At 69.1% G+C, this 20,346-nt stretch carries 25 protein-coding genes; 13 read left to right on the top strand and 12 right to left on the bottom strand.

Annotated elements, in window-relative coordinates; genetic code table 11:
* Positions 1-7 precede the first annotated feature (7 nt).
* The 3 genes from FNM00_RS15300 to FNM00_RS18885 form a co-directional block, all read right to left on the bottom strand.
* Positions 8-1,042: an AurF N-oxygenase family protein gene (locus FNM00_RS15300; RefSeq protein ID WP_143914420.1), complete on the bottom strand. Its 1,035-nt coding sequence runs from the start codon at positions 1,040-1,042 to the stop codon at positions 8-10.
* Between the two features lie 112 nt (positions 1,043-1,154).
* A complete protein-coding gene (locus FNM00_RS15295) occupies positions 1,155-1,772 on the bottom strand; it encodes a class I SAM-dependent DNA methyltransferase (RefSeq protein WP_143914419.1) in 618 nt (205 codons plus the stop codon).
* Positions 1,773-1,904: 132 nt separating this feature from the next.
* Positions 1,905-2,594, bottom strand: coding sequence for a GAF and ANTAR domain-containing protein (locus FNM00_RS18885; protein WP_185973179.1), 690 nt, complete (start codon positions 2,592-2,594; stop codon positions 1,905-1,907).
* A gap of 132 nt (positions 2,595-2,726) precedes the next feature.
* Between FNM00_RS18885 and FNM00_RS15285 the strand changes: the two genes are divergently transcribed.
* From FNM00_RS15285 to FNM00_RS15270, 4 genes are all read left to right on the top strand, one after another.
* The gene (locus FNM00_RS15285) at positions 2,727-3,476 is read left to right on the top strand and encodes an ANTAR domain-containing protein (protein ID WP_221933768.1); all 750 of its coding nucleotides are present in this window, start codon (positions 2,727-2,729) and stop codon (positions 3,474-3,476) included.
* Positions 3,477-3,561: 85 nt separating this feature from the next.
* Positions 3,562-5,739 carry a catalase gene (locus tag FNM00_RS15280; RefSeq protein ID WP_143914416.1) on the top strand — a complete coding sequence of 726 codons (2,178 nt, stop codon included), beginning with the start codon at positions 3,562-3,564 and terminating at the stop codon, positions 5,737-5,739.
* A 396-nt stretch (positions 5,740-6,135) separates the two neighbouring features.
* Positions 6,136-6,825, top strand: coding sequence for a sigma-70 family RNA polymerase sigma factor (locus tag FNM00_RS15275; protein ID WP_143914415.1), 690 nt, complete (start codon positions 6,136-6,138; stop codon positions 6,823-6,825).
* Positions 6,822-7,046 (top strand): hypothetical protein, encoded by a 225-nt coding sequence (locus tag FNM00_RS15270; protein WP_143914414.1) that lies wholly within the window; start codon positions 6,822-6,824, stop codon positions 7,044-7,046. Before FNM00_RS15275 ends, FNM00_RS15270 begins: the two co-directional genes overlap by 4 nt.
* Before the next feature lie 39 nt (positions 7,047-7,085).
* Here the strand turns inward: FNM00_RS15270 and FNM00_RS15265 are convergent, their stop codons facing one another.
* Genes FNM00_RS15265 through FNM00_RS15255 form a run of 3 tightly spaced genes read right to left on the bottom strand, consistent with a single transcriptional unit; the run spans position 7,086 to position 8,238 of the window.
* Complete coding sequence (locus tag FNM00_RS15265; RefSeq protein WP_143914413.1) at positions 7,086-7,457, bottom strand: fluoride efflux transporter FluC; 372 nt, start codon at positions 7,455-7,457, stop codon at positions 7,086-7,088.
* Positions 7,454-7,909 (bottom strand): fluoride efflux transporter FluC, encoded by a 456-nt coding sequence (locus FNM00_RS15260; protein WP_143914412.1) that lies wholly within the window; start codon positions 7,907-7,909, stop codon positions 7,454-7,456. The genes FNM00_RS15265 and FNM00_RS15260 overlap by 4 nt, the downstream gene beginning before the upstream one ends.
* Positions 7,906-8,238, bottom strand: coding sequence for an ArsR/SmtB family transcription factor (locus FNM00_RS15255; RefSeq protein ID WP_143914411.1), 333 nt, complete (start codon positions 8,236-8,238; stop codon positions 7,906-7,908). Before FNM00_RS15255 ends, FNM00_RS15260 begins: the two co-directional genes overlap by 4 nt.
* A 16-nt stretch (positions 8,239-8,254) precedes the next feature.
* Here FNM00_RS15255 and FNM00_RS15250 point away from each other — a divergent pair, with 16 nt between their 5' ends.
* Positions 8,255-8,722: an SRPBCC domain-containing protein gene (locus FNM00_RS15250; protein ID WP_143914410.1), complete on the top strand. Its 468-nt coding sequence runs from the start codon at positions 8,255-8,257 to the stop codon at positions 8,720-8,722.
* A 4-nt stretch (positions 8,723-8,726) separates the two neighbouring features.
* On the opposite strand, the gene FNM00_RS15245 is transcribed toward FNM00_RS15250, so the two are convergent.
* The 4 genes from FNM00_RS15245 to FNM00_RS15235 form a co-directional block, all read right to left on the bottom strand.
* Positions 8,727-9,590, bottom strand: coding sequence for an L-serine ammonia-lyase (locus tag FNM00_RS15245; RefSeq protein ID WP_425456813.1), 864 nt, complete (start codon positions 9,588-9,590; stop codon positions 8,727-8,729).
* A 63-nt stretch (positions 9,591-9,653) separates the two neighbouring features.
* Complete coding sequence (locus FNM00_RS19565; RefSeq protein ID WP_425456812.1) at positions 9,654-10,061, bottom strand: serine dehydratase beta chain; 408 nt, start codon at positions 10,059-10,061, stop codon at positions 9,654-9,656.
* On the bottom strand, positions 10,052-11,404 hold the full coding sequence (locus FNM00_RS15240) for a DUF3100 domain-containing protein (RefSeq protein WP_143914409.1): 1,353 nt from the start codon (positions 11,402-11,404) through the stop codon (positions 10,052-10,054). Before FNM00_RS15240 ends, FNM00_RS19565 begins: the two co-directional genes overlap by 10 nt.
* Positions 11,401-12,678, bottom strand: coding sequence for an amidohydrolase (locus FNM00_RS15235; protein WP_143914408.1), 1,278 nt, complete (start codon positions 12,676-12,678; stop codon positions 11,401-11,403). The genes FNM00_RS15240 and FNM00_RS15235 overlap by 4 nt, the downstream gene beginning before the upstream one ends.
* A gap of 187 nt (positions 12,679-12,865) precedes the next feature.
* On the opposite strand from FNM00_RS15235, the gene FNM00_RS15230 reads away from it, so the two are divergent.
* From FNM00_RS15230 to FNM00_RS15215, 4 genes are read left to right on the top strand one after another with little or no spacing between them, the layout of a single operon-like run.
* The gene (locus tag FNM00_RS15230) at positions 12,866-13,714 is read left to right on the top strand and encodes an Lrp/AsnC family transcriptional regulator (protein ID WP_185973178.1); all 849 of its coding nucleotides are present in this window, start codon (positions 12,866-12,868) and stop codon (positions 13,712-13,714) included.
* A 46-nt stretch (positions 13,715-13,760) separates the two neighbouring features.
* Entirely contained in the window at positions 13,761-14,513 is a 753-nt protein-coding gene (locus FNM00_RS15225) for a uracil-DNA glycosylase (protein ID WP_143914406.1), read from the top strand.
* Positions 14,510-14,857, top strand: a complete 348-nt coding sequence (locus FNM00_RS15220; protein WP_143914405.1) for a DUF488 domain-containing protein — start codon at positions 14,510-14,512, stop codon at positions 14,855-14,857. The genes FNM00_RS15225 and FNM00_RS15220 overlap by 4 nt, the downstream gene beginning before the upstream one ends.
* Before the next feature lies 1 nt (position 14,858).
* Positions 14,859-15,503, top strand: coding sequence for a hypothetical protein (locus tag FNM00_RS15215; protein ID WP_143914404.1), 645 nt, complete (start codon positions 14,859-14,861; stop codon positions 15,501-15,503).
* A gap of 10 nt (positions 15,504-15,513) precedes the next feature.
* Here FNM00_RS15215 and FNM00_RS15210 read toward each other — a convergent pair whose 3' ends face one another.
* The gene (locus FNM00_RS15210) at positions 15,514-16,353 is read right to left on the bottom strand and encodes a TetR/AcrR family transcriptional regulator (protein ID WP_143914403.1); all 840 of its coding nucleotides are present in this window, start codon (positions 16,351-16,353) and stop codon (positions 15,514-15,516) included.
* Between the two features lie 101 nt (positions 16,354-16,454).
* Here FNM00_RS15210 and FNM00_RS15205 point away from each other — a divergent pair, with 101 nt between their 5' ends.
* From FNM00_RS15205 to FNM00_RS15190, 4 genes are all read left to right on the top strand, one after another.
* Entirely contained in the window at positions 16,455-17,426 is a 972-nt protein-coding gene (locus FNM00_RS15205) for an ABC transporter ATP-binding protein (RefSeq protein ID WP_143914402.1), read from the top strand.
* Positions 17,423-18,247, top strand: a complete 825-nt coding sequence (locus FNM00_RS15200) for an ABC transporter permease (protein ID WP_143914401.1) — start codon at positions 17,423-17,425, stop codon at positions 18,245-18,247. Before FNM00_RS15205 ends, FNM00_RS15200 begins: the two co-directional genes overlap by 4 nt.
* A gap of 220 nt (positions 18,248-18,467) precedes the next feature.
* Complete coding sequence (locus tag FNM00_RS15195; RefSeq protein WP_143914400.1) at positions 18,468-18,860, top strand: TraR/DksA family transcriptional regulator; 393 nt, start codon at positions 18,468-18,470, stop codon at positions 18,858-18,860.
* Positions 18,857-19,231: a DUF4186 domain-containing protein gene (locus FNM00_RS15190; RefSeq protein WP_205199515.1), complete on the top strand. Its 375-nt coding sequence runs from the start codon at positions 18,857-18,859 to the stop codon at positions 19,229-19,231. The genes FNM00_RS15195 and FNM00_RS15190 overlap by 4 nt, the downstream gene beginning before the upstream one ends.
* Before the next feature lie 3 nt (positions 19,232-19,234).
* Here the strand turns inward: FNM00_RS15190 and FNM00_RS15185 are convergent, their stop codons facing one another.
* Positions 19,235-20,266 carry a hypothetical protein gene (locus FNM00_RS15185; RefSeq protein ID WP_143914398.1) on the bottom strand — a complete coding sequence of 344 codons (1,032 nt, stop codon included), beginning with the start codon at positions 20,264-20,266 and terminating at the stop codon, positions 19,235-19,237.
* Positions 20,267-20,346 lie beyond the last annotated feature (80 nt).

The following is a 20,346-nucleotide window of genomic DNA, read 5'->3' as shown; positions in this document are numbered from 1 at the left end:
GCGGGGCTCAGGCGGCGAAGGCCGTCGGAGGCTCGCTCCGGAAGCGCGAGGGGCGGCGTCCCAGCATCCGCAGGCGCTTCCAGAGGCGACGGCTGACGGGGTTCATCAGTCCCGTCTCCTCGGCCAGCATGCGCACATCGGCGAAGGTGTCGCCGAGGAACCGCTCCGACGCGGCCGAATCCCAGTAGAGCTCCTTGATGAGCCCCTCGGGGATGTCGAATCGGCGCTCGAACTCCTTCGGCGGCAGCAGGATGGCATCGCCCAGGATCCGCATGATGACCGGGTACATCAACGACACCAGGAACCGCTGGACCCGGCTCAGCCGCGGGGCGTGGCGCTTGACGAACTCGTGCGCGAAGGAGATGTGGCGGGCCTCCTCGGCCACGTGGATCTCCATGACGCGACCCATCACCGGGTGGACCTCACGGCGGCTGCGCAGCACAGCCTTCTGCATGTGGTCGATCGGCTCTTCACCGGCGAGGACGCCGACGAAGAAGATCACCGGCATCCGGCGCGCCACCAACGGGATGAAGGGGCTGACCGCCCGGATCCAGCGCGGCATGCCCGACACGTCGATGCCGATCCGGTTGACGGTCTCCTGGAACATCTGGATGTGGTGGCATTCCTCGGTGGCCTCGTGCATGAGGTACCGGTACTCGGTCGACTGATTCGGCAGGCTGAAGTTGTACTGCAGGATGCCGCGGATCAGGATGCTCTCGAACTGCCAGCCGACCTTGAAGATATTGGACTGACGCCACAGCCCCATCGCGATCTGCTTGTCCAGGGGCTGGGCCTGGTACCAGTCGCTGCCCCCGAGCGGGTCGACCTCGGGCAGGCGCCAGCGCGGATCGTCGTGACGGATCTCGAAGTCCGGGTGATCCCAGTCGATATCGGCGAAGGCGTCGAAATGCCGTTCGACGGAGGCGACGGAGAGCCGGTGGAGCACGTCATCGTATTCGGCATCGCTGAGGCCATCGGGGATCTCCGGGGCATCCCAGTCGATCTGGTCGAGCAGCAGTCGATCGGTGGCGTCGGTGGTCATGGCCGTCTCCTCGTCCCCCGGCCCTGGTCGCCGGCCGGGTGCTGGCACTTATCGCCATCCTCGGCCACCACCGACTTGCTGTCAACAGCAATGTGACATTCGAGATGTCATATCACTGCGGGGTCAGCACGCACAGCCGACAGCTCATCTGCTCACGCACGTGATACGGCCGCTCCCACACCTCGGCGCTCACCAGTCCCTCGCCAGCGAGGCGTTCGATCTCCGCCCGGTAACCGCCGTCCTCCCAGACGTGGGAGTGCACCGTCGCGACGATCGCCCCGCCCGGAGCGGTGATGCGCACGAACTCGGCCAGCACGCCTGGGCCCACGTGACCGCCGGTGAGCGTGCCGACACAGATCACCGCATCGTAGGCATCGTCAACCACAGCGAGCTCTCGTGTCAGGTCGGCGATCTCCAGGGTGCGGTAGACCTCACGCGCGCGAGCCCGTTCCAGCATTCCCGGGGAGAGGTCCATGCCGTCGAGGGCCACCTCGCGGCGCTGGGCGAGCTCGGCTCCGACCAGGCCGGTACCGCAGCCCGCATCGAGCACCGTGGCGCCGTCGGAGATGCGCTCGGCCAGCGCCTCGGCGGCCAGCGCCGGTGCGACGTATCCCATGTCGTCGATGGTGTCGTGGTCGTAGTCGGCGGCCCAGGCGTCGTACACCTCGCGGGCCTCGTCGGCGTCCTTCAGCGCGTAGAGCCGCGCGAGGATCGGATGGGTGTCGTTCATGGCGGTGACTCCTTCGTCTCGGGAGGCGAATCTGAGTGATGCCACGCTAACGAGCCAGGAACGAGTGCCGGAGGATCACCGCCCACCAAGGAGCCGGAGGGGTGCTGTTACGCGCGCGTGCGCGGCGTCGGCTCAGCGATCGTCGCCGCGGATGTACGAGTCATCGCCCTCATCGGCGAGCAGCCGGGCGATCTCGCCGATCTTGACGTTCGACTGCTGGGATGCCCGCTTCAGGACGGCGAACGCCGCCACCGCGTCGATCGAGAAGCGCTCCATCAAGATCCCCTCGGCGCGCCCGATCGCCGTGCGCTGGACGAGCGCGGTCTCCAGCGACTCGATCGCCTTCGCCGCTGCCAGCGAGGCGGTGACATGGTGGGCGAAGAGACGCAGCTCGTCGTGATCGAGGTGGGCGAACTGCTCGTGCCGGTGCCCGTAGAGGTTGAGTGCACCGAAGCGACGGTTCTCGGTCGTCAGATCGGCAGCGAGCACGCTGCGGATGCCGAGCTCGCTGATCGCGGGGCCCCATCGCGGCCAGCGGCTGTCACCGGCCGGGTCATCTGAGATCACTAGCTTCTGCTCGGTGGCCGCGTCGACGCAGGGGCCCTCGCGCCATTCGTATTGCAGCTCATCGGCGCGGAGGGCGACCAGCTGGGTCGGCCCGACCGTCTCCAGACGCTTGCCGCGGATCAGGGTGATGCCGGCGTCGTCCGCCTCGAAGAGCCAACGGGCGGTCTCGGTGATCCGTGCCACCGACTTGTCCAGCCCGGGAAAGTCGGCCAGCTCCATGACGAGGCTGGTCAGATCGCGCATCTCGAACTCCATCGCCCCTCCTCCGTCCGCCGCGACGCCGGCGACATCCTGGCCTGCCGACTCTTCCACTCTACGAGACGCGTAACCTTCACTCGACGCATCGGTCAGAACGTGGCCATCGGGCGTCGAGACGTTAGGCGCGCGTTGAACGACAGCTTCGCCGAGAAGCTCGCCTCCGCTGTTGCCCACTGGTCGCACCACGACGACCTGGCGAGCTTCGCCCACGACTGTGTCCGATTCTGTGTCGATGTCTCCGGCGGGGTGCTCGCCGGGCTCAGCCAGGCCGGACGCAAGGGCCGGCTCACTCCCCTGCGGGTCGCGGGCCGCCTCGACCCGACCTCCTGGCAGGAACAGTTCCGGCTCCGCGAGGGTCCCTCCATGGAGGCCTTCGAGCGTGAGGCGACCGTCAGCGCGAGCGCGATCGATCTCCGCGACCGCTGGCCGCGATGGTCGGCGGCCACGTGGGCGGATGTCCGTGACGCCGGCGCGGTGCGGGCCTTCCCGTTGCACCACGGAACGTCCATCGTCGGCGTCCTGGAGCTCTGGACGGACCGGCCGGAGGACGCCGCCCACTTGCCGCGCACGCTGCCCGCGCACGTCGCGGCGCATTTCGCGCTGGTCCGGCGGCACGAGCATCTGATGCGAGCCCTCACCACGCGGACGGTGGTCGGGCAGGCCCAAGGCATCACCATGGAGCGATTCGGATTGCGGCCGGAGCCCGCCTTCGCCGTCCTCCGTCGCATCTCCCAGCACCGCAATGTCAAGCTCGCCGACCTCGCCGACGAGCTGGTCACCAACGGCAGCGTCGACGGCCTGTCCGGTCCGGCGCAACGCCCCGGGGATCCACGACCGGTCGACGGCTCATCGGTGTCCGCCCCCGAGGCGGCCGGCTGATTCACCTCGGCCCCCAACCGGGCACTCGCAACACATCGCCACGTCACGTCAGACGAGCGATGCCATCGCGAGAGAGGAACCGATCATGAGCCAGGAACCGATGCGGCCGCCCGGCGCTCCCGGGGCCGTGCCCCCTCCACGCGAGCAGCCGACCGAACCAGGTGACGAGAAGCCCTACCCGAAGCCCGACCAGAGCGCTCCCGGGCCTCGGACCGCGACGGGGCGTGAGGTCGAAACCCAACCGGATGCCAGGGCCCAAGCCGGAGATCGCCTCACCACGGCCCAGGGGGTACCGCTGCGCGAGACTGACCACTCACTGCGGGCAGGCGAGCGCGGTCCCACGCTGTTGCAGGACCACCACCTGCGCGAGAAGGTCATGCACTTCGACCACGAGCGCATCCCCGAGCGTGTCGTGCATGCCCGCGGCGCGGCGGCTCATGGAGTCTTCCGCTCCTACGGCAGGGCCTCCTCCTTCTGCTGCGCCCAGTTCCTGCAAGCGGACCAGGAGACGCCCGTCTTCGTCCGCTTCTCCACCGTGCTCGGATCGCGGGGGTCGGCCGACACGGTCCGCGACACTCGTGGCTTCGCGGTGAAGTTCTACACCCAGGAGGGCAATTTCGACCTCGTGGGCAACAACATCCCGGTCTTCTTCATCCAGGACGCCATCAAGTTCCCCGATGTCATCCATGCGGGCAAGCCACACCCGGACCGAGAGATCCCACAGGCCCAGTCGGCGCACGACACCTTCTGGGACTTCGTGTCCCTGCACACCGAGGCACAGCACCACACACTGTGGAACATGTCCGACCGCGGCATCCCCCGGTCCTATCGGACGATGGAGGGGTTCGGCGTGCACACCTTCCGGCTCGTCGCCGAGGACGGGTCGACCTGTCTGGCGAAGTTCCACTGGAAGCCCGAGAGCGGCGTCCACTCCCTCGTATGGGAGGAGGCACAGTTGGCAGCCGGGATCGATCCTGACCTCCATCGCCGCGATCTGGCCGATGCCATCGAGTCCGGAGCGTTGCCGCGCTGGACCCTCGGGGTGCAGCTCTTCGAGGACGGCGACGCGACCTTCGAGGGCATCGACCTGCTCGATCCCACCAAGATCGTCCCCGAGGAACTCGCGCCGGTGCAGCCGCTGGGCGAGTTGGTGCTGACCCGCAATCCGAGCAACTACTTCGCCGAGACCGAGCAGGTCGCCTTCCACGCGGGTCACTTCGTCCGTGGCATCGATGCCACGGACGATCCCCTACTCCAGGGCCGGCTGTTCTCCTATCTCGATACCCAGATCACCCGCCTCGGCGGCCCGAACTTCGCGCAGATCCCCGTCAACCGCCCGCACGTGCCTGTCGACGACATGCAACGCGACGGCTTCCATCAGCAGGGAGTCCATCAGGGGGTCGCACCTTACCGGCCGAACTCGCTGGACGGCGGATGCCCGTTCCTGGCCGGTGAGAGCGGATTCATCGATGTGCCGGCACCGGTCCCCCAATCCTCGAAGACGCGAGACACTCCGGCGTCCTTCTCGGATCACTTCAGTCAGCCGCGGATGTTCTGGCGCAGCCTCTCGCCGGTCGAGCAGCGGCATACCGTCGACGCGTATGCCTTCGAGCTCAGCAAGGTCTACGAGCCGGCGATCCGGGAACGTCAGCTGGAGCAGCTCGCGCGGATCGACAGCCAGCTCTGCGAGGCGGTGGCTGCGCGCCTGGGGCTACCCGTCCCTTCCGCGGACCTCGGCGCGGACCCCGGACCTGTCGAGAGCAGTCCCGCGCTCTCTCAGGTCGGCGGACGCTGGCCGGTGGCCGGCCGCCGGGTGGCGGTTATCGTGACCGAGCAGTCCACCGGCGTCGATGCGGTGGTCTCCGCGCTGTTCGACGAGGGTGTCGTAGCAGCCGTTCTCTCCGACCACGCAGGCGACGTCCGCTGCGCCGACGACACTGTGGTCACGGCGGAGCGCCCGCTCACCTCCGCCCGCTCGATCGAGTTCGACGCCATCGTGGTGGGTGCTGGAGACGAGCAGCTGAGCGGTCCGGCGGCGGAGTCCGCACGCCTCATGGTCGCCGAGGCCTACCGCCACGCGAAGGCGCTGGGTTTCTGGGGTGCCGGTGCCGATCGCGCCGCCGAGGGTCTCGGCATCGTCCCCAACGAGGCCGGTGTCGTGCTCGGCCCAGAACCGACGGACGTGATGACCGAGATCATCGAGCTGCTAGGCGGGCACCGCTGCTGGGACCGTGACGTCCTCGCCGGGACGCCGGTGGGTTGACCGGCCCCGCCCCGGCAGACTCGTCCCCACAGATCACGGCCCCTCGGTCCGATGCCGAGGGGCCGTGATTCCGGTGTCGGCTCGGGAAGGTGGTGTCCGTACCGCCCAGCCGGGGAAGAAGTTGGCGATCTCCCGGGCGGCGTCATTCTGTGCGTCGCGGATGTACTGCCCTAGTCGTGATCCACTTCAGCGCGTGGCACTGCGCGGAGGTCAGGTCGTCGGTGACATCGTCGAATCCGGTCTCAACGGTGGCGCTGTTGGTTACTCCTCTCTTTCGCTCGTACCGCGGGCATATCCGGGGATCCGCGATCCTCGACGTTGCGAGGGACGCCGAGGCGGGGCACAGTGAGAAGCAGGTCAGAACGCGGCCTTCCGATCACGTATCCGAGGAGTGCCATGCGCACCCTGAATCATCGTGACGATGTGGACGCTCTCGTCCATGACCACCACCATCTCGCCCTGGCTCTCGCACGGCGCTACCGTCAGCGCGGAGTCGAGCTCGCGGACCTCGAACAGGTGGCGTTGACCGGCCTCGTACGCGCGGCGCAGCGCTTCGACGCCGACCAGGGCGCCTTCGCGCCGTTCGCCACCGCGACGATCAACGGCGAGATCAAGCACTACTTCCGTGACTCCGGCTGGACGATCCGTCCGCCCCGCCGCCTGCAGGAGCTCCAGACACGATTGAACTCGCTCCGCGAGGAGATCGAGAACCAGCACGGCGACGAGGTGTCCACCGCCCTGCTGGCGCAGCGGCTGGGCGAGCCGGTCGACGAGGTCCGGCGCGCGGCCTCGCTCCACCACTGCTTCGCGCCGACCTCCCCCACCACATCGGACGGCGAGCAGGCGATCGAACAGCTCGGGAGGGAGGACGACGCCCTCGACCGCGTGGTCGACCGCGTCGAGCTCCGCCGCGCCTTGCGCTACCTGGAACCGGAAGACGCCCGCCTGCTGCAGATGCGTTTCGGCCAGGAGCTCAGTCAACGTGAGATCGCGACGGCGATCGGGTGCAGCCAGATGCAGGTCTGCCGACGGCTCCGCCGGCTCCTCGACCGGCTCCGCGGCGAACTCGACCCGCAGGCGGCGTGACGCTCACCACCTGGCCACGAGATCAGCCTTGCTCGGCGTTCACGCTCTGCCGCTTCTTGTACTTCTACACCGAGCACGATGGCAATCCGGCACTGGTGACGCTGCACTTCAAGGCACCAGAGGGCGTCTATGTCTGGCCGATCGTGGAGATCTCCCCTGACGTCATGCGCGACCTCGTGAAGGAACCGCACTCGGGGCCAGGAACCCACTACACGAGTTGAGCGGCCTCGCCGGCGACGTGACGCCTCATCCCCGCACGATCAGCTGGTGATGGCCAGGCCGCAGCCGGCGGCGAGCACCGCGAGGACGAGCACGCCGAGTCCGTTCGCGACGCTCGCCGCCCAGCGCCCCTCCCGGGCTAGCCGCACGGTCTCATGGCTCGCCGTCGAGAAGGTGGTGTAGCCGCCAAGGAAGCCGGTGCCGACCACGAAGGCAATCCCGCCGGGGACCAGCTCTCCGCCCGCCCATCCCATCACGCATCCGAGCGCGAAGGATCCGGTGAGATTGATCGCGATGGTGCCCCACGGGAAGCGCCCGGAGGCGCGACCCTGGATCAGTCCGTCGAGCAACAGCCGGCAGACCGCGCCGAGGCCGCCTGCCAGGGCCGTGGCCGTGAAGACCAAGGCGGTCATCGCGCTCGACCTCCCGTGCGGGCGGAGGCGGCGGCGATCCCCGCCCACGTCGCGGCAGCGCCGAAGACGAGGGTCCCCAGCGCATAGGCCAGGCCCACGCCGGACGGGCGGTCGCCGAGGAGCATCGCGGTGTCGGCAGCGAGCGCGCTATAGGTCGTGAACCCACCGAGGAAGCCGGTGCCCGCCAGCAAGCGCAACCGCCGCCGGCCACCGTGGTCCGGTCCGCGGCGGTGCAGTCCCTCGAGCAGCAGACCCAGACAGAAGGCGCCCGCCACGTTGATACCCAGGATCGTGAGCGGCACGCCGTCCACGGGTGGGATGGCCAGACTCAACCCCTCTCGCCCACCGGTCCCCAGCACGCCGCCGGCGAACACCAGAGCGATCGACGAAGGGGCGTGGTACGCGGGCCGTGGAGACGGGAGATCGGGGTCGATCCCCTCCACATCGCTCATGCACCCTCCTGGTCGAGTCGGTCGAGCAGGTCGACCGCTGCCCGAGCATACTCGCCGATCCACCGGTCATGGATGCGCCGGATGGGCAACGGAGCGAGCGCCAGGTGCCGCTCGCGGCCCACCTTGCGCCCGGTGACCAGCTCGGCATTCTCCAGGACTCGGAGGTGCTGCAGCACGGTGGTGCGATCCAGCTCGGGGAACTGCCCGCACAACTCCCCCGTCGTGCAGGACGACGCACGGAGAGCATCGAGCATGCGACGCCGGGTCGCCGAGGCGAGAGCCTTGAACACACGGTCGTCCTCGGCATCGCTGGCCTTCGTCGAAGACATGTTGTAATTTTACAACATGTCTGAACTCGATGAGATCACCTTCACGGTGTCCGGGCGCGTCGCCCGTCCCTGCGCAGAGGTCTACGAGGCGATCGCGGACCCCGCCCAGCTTTCGCAGTACTTCACGACGGCCGGAGCGCGTGGCCGTCTCGAATCCGGTGCCACCGTGACGTGGGACTTCGCCGACTTCCCCGGAGCCTTCCCGGTGCGCGTCGTCGAGTCGACACCGCCGCGACGCATCGTCATCGCCTGGGACAGCGAGGGCGCGACCTCGACCGCGGGCACCACCACCGTCGTGTTCGAGCTCGAACCCCTCGACGGGGACACCCGCACCCTCGTGACCATCACCGAGTCGTCCTGGACCGTCACTCGACAGGGACTCGACGCGGCGATGGGCAACTGCCAGGGCTGGACCGGGATGCTCGCCGCGCTGAAGGCCTGGGTCGAGCACGGCATCAACCTGCGTGAGGGCTTCTACGTCTGACCCGTCAGCATTCGACGACGTTGACCGCCAGGCCGCCGAGGCTGGTCTCCTTGTACCGGCTCGACATGTCCGCGCCGGTCTGGCGCATCGTCTCCAGCGCGGTGTCCAGAGGCACCACGTGGGATCCGTCGCCGAGCAGCGCGAGCCGCGAGGCGGTGAGCGCGGTCGACGCCGCCACCGCATTGCGCTCGATACACGGGATCTGCACGAGCCCACCGACGGGATCGCAGGTCAGGCCCAGGTGATGCTCGATCGCGATCTCGGCGGCGTTCTCCACCTGCGCCGGGGTGCCGCCGCGGACAGCGGTCAGCCCCGCCGCGGCCATCGCGCAGGCACTGCCGACCTCGGCCTGGCATCCCGCCTCGGCTCCCGAGACGGAGGCCCGCGCCTTGATGATGGAGCCGACCGCGGTCGCCGTGAGCAGGAAGGTCTCGACGTGCTTTCGCGGCGCGGCCCCACCGCCCAGGGCGTGGTACATGACGGCCGGGATCACTCCCGCCGCGCCGTTCGTCGGGGCGGTCACCACCCGGCGGCCCGCCGCGTTCTGCTCGTTCACGGCCATCGCGTAGAGCGCCAGCCGCTCCTCCACGGCCTCCGACGGGAGCGTCCCCCATCCCTCCGCGGCACGACGACGGACCCGCAACGGACCCGGCAGCTCTCCGCGCAGACTCAGGCCCTCCTCGATGCAGCCGCACATCGTCGACCAGATCTCGGCGATGCCTGATCGCAGCGTCTCGGCGTCGCGCAGACCGATCCCGTCCGCCCACGCGATCTCGTGGATGCTCGCCTCCGCGCAGAGCCCGAGCAGCTCCGTCATGGACGAGTACGAGGATGCCGGTCCCTCCGGAGCCGCGCTCTCCGCGCCGATCTCCTCGATGAACCCGCCCCCGACCGACAGATACGACCGGCTCTCGACCAGCCGTTCCCCTGCTCACGCCTCGAAGGTCATCGAGTTGGGGTGACCGAAGGGCCGCTCGAGCGGAGCGAACACGATGTCGCGGGCGGTGAGTCGCGCGCCGAGGATCGTCTCGGCGCCACCGGCCTGCAGCCGTGTCCAGCGCTCCAGGACCGTGTCGGGGTCGACCGACTCGGGGGCAGCCCCCGCCAGTCCCCCGACGACCGCCGCGGGCGTGCCGTGTCCGTGGCCCGTCGCACCGAGGGAGCCGTGCAGAGTGCACTGGAGAGCGTCCACCGGCCGATCGCCCAGCACCTGCCGGAAGCGGGCCGCTGCCCGCATGGGCCCCACCGTGTGCGAGCTCGACGGGCCGATGCCGATGGAGAACAGGTCGAGCACGGAGACGTAGACCCCGTGCTCGACCTGGGTGGCCGTCAGCCCCACAGCCCGAGCGCGAACTCGGCGACCACCGCTGAGAGCAGGAAGGACGCGGTGATCGAGACGACGCCCACCGGGATGATCTTCCAGCCGATCTTGCGCAGCATCGGCAGCTCCTTGCCGAGGCTCAGGCCCGCGACGCTGAGCAGCAGAGTGCACACCGACAGGAAGTCGATGCTCTCCAGTTGCCCGATCATCCAGGTGTCGACGGGCGAGGCCGGCGAGCTGAGCAGGGCCCCGACGGTGACGACGACGATGATGGCGGGCAGCTTGCCGCGGGTGACCCGCGCGACCCCGATGCCGACGGCCACCAGAGCCGCCATGACCAGATAGCCCACCAGGATCGACAGCGAGATCCGGCCTGCCGCCACCGAGGAGACGATGAAGCCGATCCCGATCAGCACCGCCATCGTGGTCAGCAGCGGAACGTGCACGCGCGGAGGGGCGACGATCGCCGTCTGCGTGGGCTCGGGCGTGGTGGCCGTCCCCTCGTCATCGGACAGATCGCCGTGGTCACGGGCCAGCAAGCGGTAGAACTTCTCGGCCAACGGCAGGGCGATCCAGACACCCACGTAGAGGCCGAGGAAGCCGGTGATGAGATTCGAGGTGGCGGCGAGTGCGAGCACCTGGTCGCTCAGGTCCGGATGCTGTGCCACCACCGCCGCGGCCGCGGCGGCCATCATCGACCCGGAGCCGACGCCGGCCCCCATGGCGAGCGCCCGGGCGTCGAAGATCCCCAGCGAGGACGCCAGCGAGGCGATGAGGCTGACCAGCAGCGCACCGAACACGGTGCCGAAGACGTACATCGACAACACCCCGCGATACTGCGGCGACGACGGGCCGTAGCGCTCGCTCACCATCGCGAAGGAGCCTTCGCGATCGATCGAGAAGGTGGCGCCGATCGTCGCCGGTCCCATCTTCAGCAGGACCGCGAGCGGCAGCGCGAGCAGGATCGTGCCGAAGAGGTGACCGACCTCCTGCAGGAGAAGCGCCGGGCCTGCGTCGAGCACGAGCGGGATGTTCGGTCCGATGGTGAACGCGAGACGGGCGCAGAGCACCAGGACGGCGACGCTCATGATGACGCCGGCGGCGTCCTGCAGGTAGACGGGCATCGGACGGACCCGCTGGGCCGAGACCAGGATGCCGGTCAACAGCCCCCAGATCATCGGCAGGAAGGTGATCGCGGCGACTCCGACGGGGATCACCAGCGGGCCGATGAGCTGGGCTCCCACCGAGATCAGGGCGATGAGGGCGATCAGCACCCCGAGCGGACGGGCGGCAGGCACCAGCCGATGAGTCCGCGATGACATCGGCGTGGTGGCCGGCTGTGGCTTGGTCGAGTCGCTCATCGCAGGGCCTCCATGTCGGCATGGGTGAGGGTGGCGGGAGCACCGGGAAGCGGCTGGGTGGTCACACCCGCGGGACGCTGCGCGGTGCGCTGGCGGAAGTCCTCGCGCACGACCGGGTCGAGGGCGATGTCGAGGGTCGTCCAGGCGAGGGCCGCCGCGCCGTCCATGACGGCGTCATCGGCCGCGGGGGTGACGGCGGAGGCCGCGAAGTCAGGATGATGCGGCACCGTCTCCTCCCCGATGAAGGAGATGACGGGGTGGATCGTCGGCACGACCCAGGACACATTGCCCATGTCCGTGGATCCGCCGCCGATACCCTCCTCGTGGACGATGGTCCGTCCGCGTGCTTCGAGGTTGGCGTCCCACAACCCGGCGAGCGTCTCGTCGGGTCGCATCGGTGCGTAGGCATGCTCGGTCGGCCGGTGGCTCCAGGAGCAGCCGGTGGCGATCGCCGCGCCCTCGAAGCAGGCCAGCGCACGTCGCTTCAGCTCGGCCCACTCGTCGAGCTCGGCGGCGCGGACCTCGACCTGGAGGACGGCACGGTCGGCGATGACATTGGTGGCCTCGCCGCCGAAGGAGATGAAGGCATTCAGGTTCGATGTCGACACGATGTGCTGGCGCAGCATCGCGATGGCCGTGATGGCGAGGGAGGCGGCCGCACCGGCGTTCACCGCGTGCTCCGGCGCTCCGGCGGCGTGGGCGGCCACGCCGGTGAACTCGACCTCGAAGCGGTCGACGGCGGTCGAGCGGAAGCTGGCCGCGCCACGATCCGGACCAGTCATCCCGTGGACCATCATCGAGAAGTCCGCGCGCTCCCACGCGCCCGCCTGCAGCAGCGAGACCTTGCCGCCACCGTGCTCCTCGGCGGGCGTTCCGAGCAGGGTGACCCGCAGGCCGGCCTCCTCCGCCACCAGAGCGAGGGCGAGGGCCGCGCCGACGCCGGCGCTCGCGATGACATTGTGGCCGCAGGCGTGTCCGACCCCGGGGAGGGCGTCGTACTCGGCGCAGATGACGACCGAGAGGTCACCGTCGCCGATCACCGCCTCGACCGCGGTCTCGACACCGTAGGCACCGACCTCGACGGCGAACCCGGCCTCCCGCAGGATGTCGGCGACCCGGGCGGCGGCACGGTGTTCCTGCCATGAGAGCTCGGGATCGGCGTGGATGGCGTGGCTGAGCGCCAGGAGCTGCTCGCGTCGTGCGGCGAGCTCCTCGGCCACGCGGCCCTTCAACGTGGTCGTGACGGTGGTCGCGGGTTCGGTCGGCGATGACATGTGACTCCTCACACAGGGATGACGTACGGGAACGATGGTGCGCGGGAGGAGGTTTCCACCCGGTGACATTGCATGAAAACCGGCGATATGCTCGGTTTGATGCACGTTTCCACGCTCGATCCCGCCGATCTGCGCCTCGTGCATGCGCTGCAGATCGACTCGCGGGCCTCGTTCTCGGATCACCGGCGTGTCCGGTACCCGCGGTCTCGATGGCTTCGCCCTCATCGACGTGGACTGCGAGCCGAGCCGACTGACCGCCGTCGCGGACGAGCTCGCTCGCGATCACGCGATCATCACGATCGAGCGGACCGCGGGAGGCCGTGATCTGCTCCTGACCGTCAACGCAGGGTCGGCCGACCAGTTGTCGCGCTTCATCGTCGACCGGCTGACGCAGACCACGGGGGTGCGGGCGGTGCGCACCCACATCGTGGTCGACATCTTCATCGAGGGCGGCACCTGGCGGCTCCGCGAGCTCTCCCCCGCCGAGGCCGCAGCCATCCCCGGCCCGGCCAAGCCGCGCCCGCGCGCTCCGAAGACGCTGCCACCGCACCTCGTCGACGTCGTGCGCCACGAGCTCTCCCTCGACGGGCGCGCCACCCCCACCGAGATCGCTCGGCGGTGGGACGTCCCGGCGCAGCGCGTGAGCGACACGATCGCGGTGCTGCGCCAGGGCGGCCGGCTACGGATGCGCACGGACATCTCGCGGCGGGTCTCGGACTGGCCGGTCTACACCTGGTACTTCGTCCAGGTGCCGTCGAGCGCGGTCCCGCGTTTGCGCGCCGCGCTCACGACCGTCCCGGAGGTGCGGCTCGCCGCGCTGACTGCCGGACGCTACAACCTCGTGCTGGCCGTATGGCTGCGCGACCTGGCGTCCATCCACGGCTTCGAGGCCGCGCTCGAACGGGCGGTCCCCGGTGCTCATATCGACGATCGCTCGGTGGTCATGCGCATCCACAAGCACCTCGGGCATCTCCTCGATGACGACGGTCTCGCCACCGGCGAAGTCATCCCCGTGTCCCCTCCGCCCGAGCTGTGAGGCTGAGGCCGTGCCGGAAGGGCGACGTGGTCCTACAGTGAGGGGGATGGCCGATCCCACGACCGCGCCCGACCGGGCCGACTGCGTCACCGATATCGACGGTCTCGCGGCGCTGATCACCTCCTGCCGCACTTGTCCGCGCCTCGTGGCCTGGCGGGAGAAGGTGGCCCGTGAGAAGCGTGCGGCCTTCCGCGACCAGGAGTACTGGGGGCGACCCGTGCCCGGCTTCGGCCCGTCCGATGCCTCGATCCTCATCGTCGGTCTGGCACCGGCCGCCCATGGCGCGAACCGCACCGGGAGGATGTTCACCGGCGATCGCAGCGGCGACGTGTTGTTCGCCGCCATGCATGCCGTGGGGCTCGCCAGTCAGCCACATGCCGTGAGCGCCGGCGACGGGCTACGACTGATCGACGCGCGGGTGACGTCTCCGGTGCACTGCGCACCTCCGGACAACAAGCCGACACCGGCCGAACGGCACGCCTGCGCGCCGTTCCTCACTCGCGAGCTCGAGCTGCTGGCCTCCACCCTCGAGGTCGCGGTGGTGCTCGGCGGCTTCGGCTGGCAGGCGCTGTTCGGCGTCCTCAGCCAGGCCGGCTGGCAGGTGCCGCGGCCACGACCGCGCTTCGGGCACGGCGCCGTAGTGGAACTCGTCCATCCCGACGGACGCACCCTGACGGTGCTGGGATGTTTCCACGTCAGCCAGCAGAACACCTTCACCGGACGTCTGACGCCGGCGATGCTCGAGGACGTCCTCACCCACGCCCGCAGGTTGGCCGGATTGACCAGCGAGTCCTCATGACGGTGCGGATCCGTCGGATCTACGAGGATCCCGAGTCCACGGACGGAGCCCGTGTCCTCGTCGACCGGCTCTGGCCACGCGGCATCAGCAAGGAGCGCGCGCAGCTCGACTCATGGTGCAAGGGCGCGGCTCCTTCGACCGAGCTGCGCCGGTGGTACCGACACGATCCGGATCGCTTCGAGGAGTTCGCCGAGCGCTACCGCGACGAGCTGGGCGACCATCCCGAGGCCCTCGACGAGCTGCGTCGCTATGCCGACGCCGGCTCCCTCACTCTGCTGACCGCGACGAAGAGCGTCGAGATCAGCCACGCCGCTGTGCTCCGGCAGCTGCTGAGGGAGGAATGAGATGAAGGGTCCTGGTCCACGAGCGTTGGTCGCCGGAGCCGCCATCACGGCCGTTGGAGCCATCGTGGCCCGGGGCCGGCACCGACGGCTCGGAGCCAGTCTCGATGAGGCCACCGCTTCACGTCCCGGCGACCAACTCCTTGCCGGCCCGATCGTGCAGGCCGACCGCGCCTGCACTATCGAGGCTGCTCCCGAGGACGTGTGGCCCTGGATCGCCCAGCTCGGACAGGACAAAGCTGGCTTCTACTCCTTCGAACTGCTGGAGAACCTGGTCGGCTGTCGCATCGTCGGCGCCGACCGGGTGCACGATGAGTGGCAGGAGCTCCACGTCGGCGATCCCTTCCGCTTGCATCCGCAGGTGGCGCTGAGAGTCGCTTCCGTCGAGCCGGGTCACCATCTCGTCGTGACCTCACAAGGTGGGGATGCCCCGGGCCATGCAGACGTCGACATGACCTGGGCCTTCTGCCTCTCGTCGTCACGAGGGCCCGGCGGGCGTCCCCTCACCCGGCTTCACCTGCGTGAGCGGTACTCCGCGAGCCGTCGCAGCGACCGGCTCGGCGGCGAGATCGTCAGCCTCGTGAGCGCCGTGATGACATGGCGGATGATGTCCCGCCTCCGATCCCTCGTGCAGCGCGCCACCGGCTGATGTCACGCCATCACGCCTTGCCCTCGAACTCCTCGATCTGACGCGCGACCTCCTCGTCGTAGCGCGCCATGCAGTCCTCATAGCTGGGGATCGGTGACGCGCCCTCGGCCTGGGCCCGCTCGATGAGCACCTCGATGGTGTCCAGGAGACCGCTGAGCGGCACGTCGAAGGGGCCCTGATCCTCGTCGAAGGCGCCGGAGGACCAGAGCCGGGTCATGCTCGGGTACCGCTCAGGGTCGAAGTAGTGCTCCCAGAAGTCCGAGGTAGATCGCCAGTAGGTCTCGTAGTCGATACCTTCGTCGCGGGCCTCGGCCTCCTCGGCGGCCACGGAACGCGCGAAGCCGAGCACGAAGTTCTGGACGACGCCCACGATCTCGGCGACCCGTCGCGCGCTGAGGCCGGTGTCCACCAGCGTGCGGTAGCCCGCCTCCTCGACATCGAACACGTGCGGTCCCAGCGGCAGCCGCCAGGCGTTCACATCCGCCAGCCAGGGATGACGACGACGGTGCGCCCACATCTCTCGGGCGTAGCGCTCCAGTCCGGCACGCCATGGCAGATCCGGATCGGGGATCGTGAAATCGGCATAGGCGCGGTCGACCATCGCGTCGAGCAGCTCGCGGCGGCCGTCGACATGGGAGTAGAGCGTCATGGCGCCGACCTCGAGCCTCCGTGCCACCGAGCGCATGGAGACGGCATCGAGCCCCTCGGCGTCGGCCAGGGCGATCCCCGCCTCGATCACCTCGTCCCTCGTGATCCGCGCGGGGCGACCCCGTGTCGGGGCCGGGGCCTGGCCCCAGAGCGCGGCGATGCGCCGTCTCGCTTGCTCAACGGCCGCGCTCTCGTCACTCATCGGGTCCACCCCACCAGCATCTCACCCGGCACTTGCATGCCTTTATCGTACGCCGTACCATTATCCCCATGGCACATTCAGTACGCCGTACGATAACTCCGATGGTGCAGGCCCGCGGCCTCACCAAGACCTTCACCCGCAAGAAAGAGACCGTCGAAGCCGTCAAGGGCATCGATCTCGAGGTCGGCGACGGAGAGCTGGTGGCCTTCCTCGGTCCCAACGGGGCCGGCAAGTCCACCACCCTCCGCATGCTCACCTCCCTGCTCCACCCGACCGCCGGCACCGCCACGGTCGCCGGCTACGACATCCGCACCCATCCGAGCGAGGTACGCGCCCGCATCGGCTACATCGGCCAGGGCAATGCGGCCGGACACTCCTACCGAGTCCTCGACGAGCTGCACAATCAGGGACGCTTCTACTCGGTCCCACGTGCGACCACGCAGACACGCGCCGCCGAGCTGCTGGCGGCACTGGAGCTCACCGGACTCGAGAAACGCTCGGTCGTGTCGCTATCGGGCGGGCAGCGACGACGCCTCGACGTCGCGATGGGGCTCATGAACCGTCCGGGACTGCTCTTCCTGGACGAGCCGACGACGGGCCTCGATCCGCACGCCCGCGCCAATCTGTGGGAGCACATCCTGCGACTCCGCGAGGAGACCGGCATGACGATGCTGCTGACGACCCACTACCTCGACGAGGCCGACTCGATGGCCGAGAGGATCGTCCTGATCGATCACGGCACGGTGATCGCCGATGCCACACCCGCGGCGCTGAAACGCGAATACGCCGACGACGTGGTCACCCTCGAGCTCACCGGCGAGGGCGGGGATATCGCAGAGCGCGCCCTTTCGGCGATCCCGGCACTGGCCGCGTCGAGCGAGCACACCGCTCGGCCCGATGGATCGGTGCGATTGCGCCTGCGCTCGGCGAACGGGCCCGACCTGGTCCCGCCGGCACTCCGGGCACTCGAGGCGTCCGGTCTCACCGTGGCGTCGGCTGATGTGAGACAGGCCAGCCTCGACGATGTCTTCCTGAACCTCACCGGTCGTAGCCTTCGAGAGGACGCAGCATGACCACCACCGATACACCCATGCCCTCGCTCGCGACGCCACTTCCCCAGCGCTCGCCGGTGGGCACCTTCGCCCACGACACCGGCGCGGTCTTCACCCGGGAGATCCTGCTCCTCCTACGCGACCCCTTCTCGCTGATCTTCTCCCTCCTCCAGCCGCTGATGTTCCTGGCATTCTTCGGCCCATTGCTCGACGGCCTGATCGGTGGCTCAGGGATCGACGGCTCATCCGCCCTGCAATGGTTTCTGCCCGGAATCCTGGTGATGATCGCCGTCTTCGGTACCGGCATGGTGGGCAGCAACCTGCTCTACGAGCTGATGACCGGGGCCTACGAACGCATCCTCGCGACGCCGATCGGCCGCGCCTCGATCCTCGTCGGCCGTGCGCTGAAGGAGTTCGCCCCACTGGTCGTGCAGGCCCTCGTGATCACGCTGGTCGCGATCCCCTTCGGCCTGACCTTCTATCCCGGACACGTGCTCGTCGGCCTCGTGATCCTCGGCATCTTCGGCATCGGCCTCGGCTCACTGTCGTACACGCTGGGATTGCTGTCCAAGGACCGCGAGTGGCTGTTCTGGGGCGTCCAGCAGTCGGTCATCTTCCCGCTGCTGCTGCTCGGCGGGATGATGCTCCCCCTCGACACCGGACCGACGTGGATGCAGATCGTCTCGAAGGCGAATCCGCTGACCTACATCGTGGACGCGGAGCGGATGCTCTTCACCGGTACGCTCTGGCACGCCGACGTGCTCCAAGGACTCCTCGCCGCGATCGCGACCTGCGCGGTCGGCCTGGTCATCGGCGTCCGCAAGGTCCGCCGCACGATCTGAGCCCTGGGAAACGCCCGGCACTGATGGGCGCCGGGGATCGATGATGATGCGTTACGGCGGCTATAGCGGCCGTAACGCATCATCATCGGTGGGGCCCCGGACTAGAATCGATGCTTTCAGGTCGCCATGACGACCCTTACGCATCATCATCGGTCTCCACGCGCCACCCGGGCGCCGACGCACGGACCGATATCGACGATCCCGTCAGGAGGCGAGACCGATGACACCGGCGAATGAGAATGACCCGGCGTCCTCCCCCGCGGACCTTGCCGAGCTGGAGCGACTGCTCGCCGCCGACCGCGAGCGCACCGTGCGCAGGATGGCCGCGCTCGGACGCGATGTCACCTCGATCGTCGAGACGACGCAACTCGGCGCCAACGACGACGAGCACGATCCCGAGGGCTCCACGATCGCCTTCGAGCGTTCGCAGGCAAGCGCTCTGCTTGCGTCTGCCACCACTCACCTGAACGATGTCGACGCCGCTCTGACGCGGATCACCGAGGGCAGGTACGGGCGATGCGAGGACTGCGGCGAGCCCATCGCCCACGAGCGGTTACTGGCCCAGCCGGCCGCGCGCCGGTGCATCGGCTGCGCGACACGGGCTGCTCGGTGACCGACGAGCTGGACGCCCGCCTGCACCGGATCGGCCGACAGCGGTTCCGCGCACGATTCCGGTTGTACGGCCGGGACCGGGCCGTCGTCGACCTACGCGGGATCGCCACCGTCCGCCGGCACGCCCGGGATCTGATCGATCGTCGGCTGGCCCCGGCCGAGCCGCGCAACGACGGGCGCCAGACGCCGTATCGCGGACATCCGGTGTTCGTGGCACAGCACGCGACCGCGACCTGCTGCCGCACCTGCCTGGCCCGTTGGCACGGCATCCCCGCCGGCCGCGCCCTCGACGAGGCGGAGAGGGACTACGTCGTCGAGGCGATCTGCCGGTGGATCTCCGGTCAGTACGCTCCCGGCGAACCGCCGCCCTGACGTCTACGGGCAACCGACGATGTCGACAGCGTGCTGGATCGACTGCTCATCGAGGATCCGCGTCGCGTCGCGGCTCAACGACCGATAGGCATCGTCGTCCGCGCAGCTTCCGGCGCCCTCCAGTGTGAGGGTCACCGTCGTCGTGCCCTCGAGGGCGTCCCCGCCGATCGGCCATTCCCGTGCGGCCTCGAATGACAGGCTCAGCTCATCGGCATCGGCGAGCTGATGTGCACGCACCGCGATCTCGTGCCATGCCTGGTCGAGTCCCTCCGGCTCCGTCGCCGTACGTACGATCATGTCGTTCGGGCCGAGCAGATGCAGAGCGGTCGGACCGTCGAGGACGTCTGCGGCATCGCTCGTCAGACGAACCGCCTCGTCGAGTGCCTCGCCGGCGGTCGCGGAGCCGAGGCGCGCCCCGACGGTGAAACCACCGTGAACCTCCCGTCCGAGGAGCTCGCGGAACAACGGCGGCCCTGCGTCGGTGAACTGCCCCTGCTCGAAGGTGGCCGGATCGAGATCGAACCACGCGCCGTCGGGCAGGCCGAGCGCATAGGCCGCAATCCGGTCGAGCTGCTCGGCCGGGCGGGAGACCACGGGTTCGGCCACTCCCCAACCATCGAAGATCCGCCGCTCGCTGCCGAGTTGGGTGTACTCCATCGAGACCGCGTGACGCTCGAGCGCGGAGTCGGCGAGCTCGGAACGCACATGCCGCAGCACCTCGGCGAGCTGCTCAGGGACGATGTCCGAGGCCAGGACGATGTCGACGGTGACCTCGCCGCGCGGTCTGACGGCGCCGGTGAGTCGCTCGCGGCGTTCCTGGCGGTGGCTGCGGATGCGGTGATCGACCGTCGCCTCGGCCGAGGTGACTCCGGGGAGCGCCTCGACCACCTCGGCAGCCCCGGACACCGTCGCGCTCACCTCGCGGCGGTCCAAGAACTGGGGAACGTAACGCGCGCCGAGGGCGGCCGCCCCGAGCATGACGCTGACGAGGACGAGAAGCCAGCCGCGCCGACGCACCCATGTCCGTCGAGCCATCGGTTCTGCCATCGTGCTCCGTCCTGGTCGAGATCGGACGGTATCGCCGAACCCTGGCTGGTCTGCCCACTGGGCGCGAC

Origin of the sequence: Aeromicrobium piscarium, from assembly GCF_007421815.1 — a bacterium.
Taxonomy (GTDB): Bacteria; Actinomycetota; Actinomycetes; order Propionibacteriales; family Nocardioidaceae; genus Aeromicrobium; species Aeromicrobium piscarium.
This window is presented reverse-complemented; position numbering and strand designations above follow the sequence as displayed.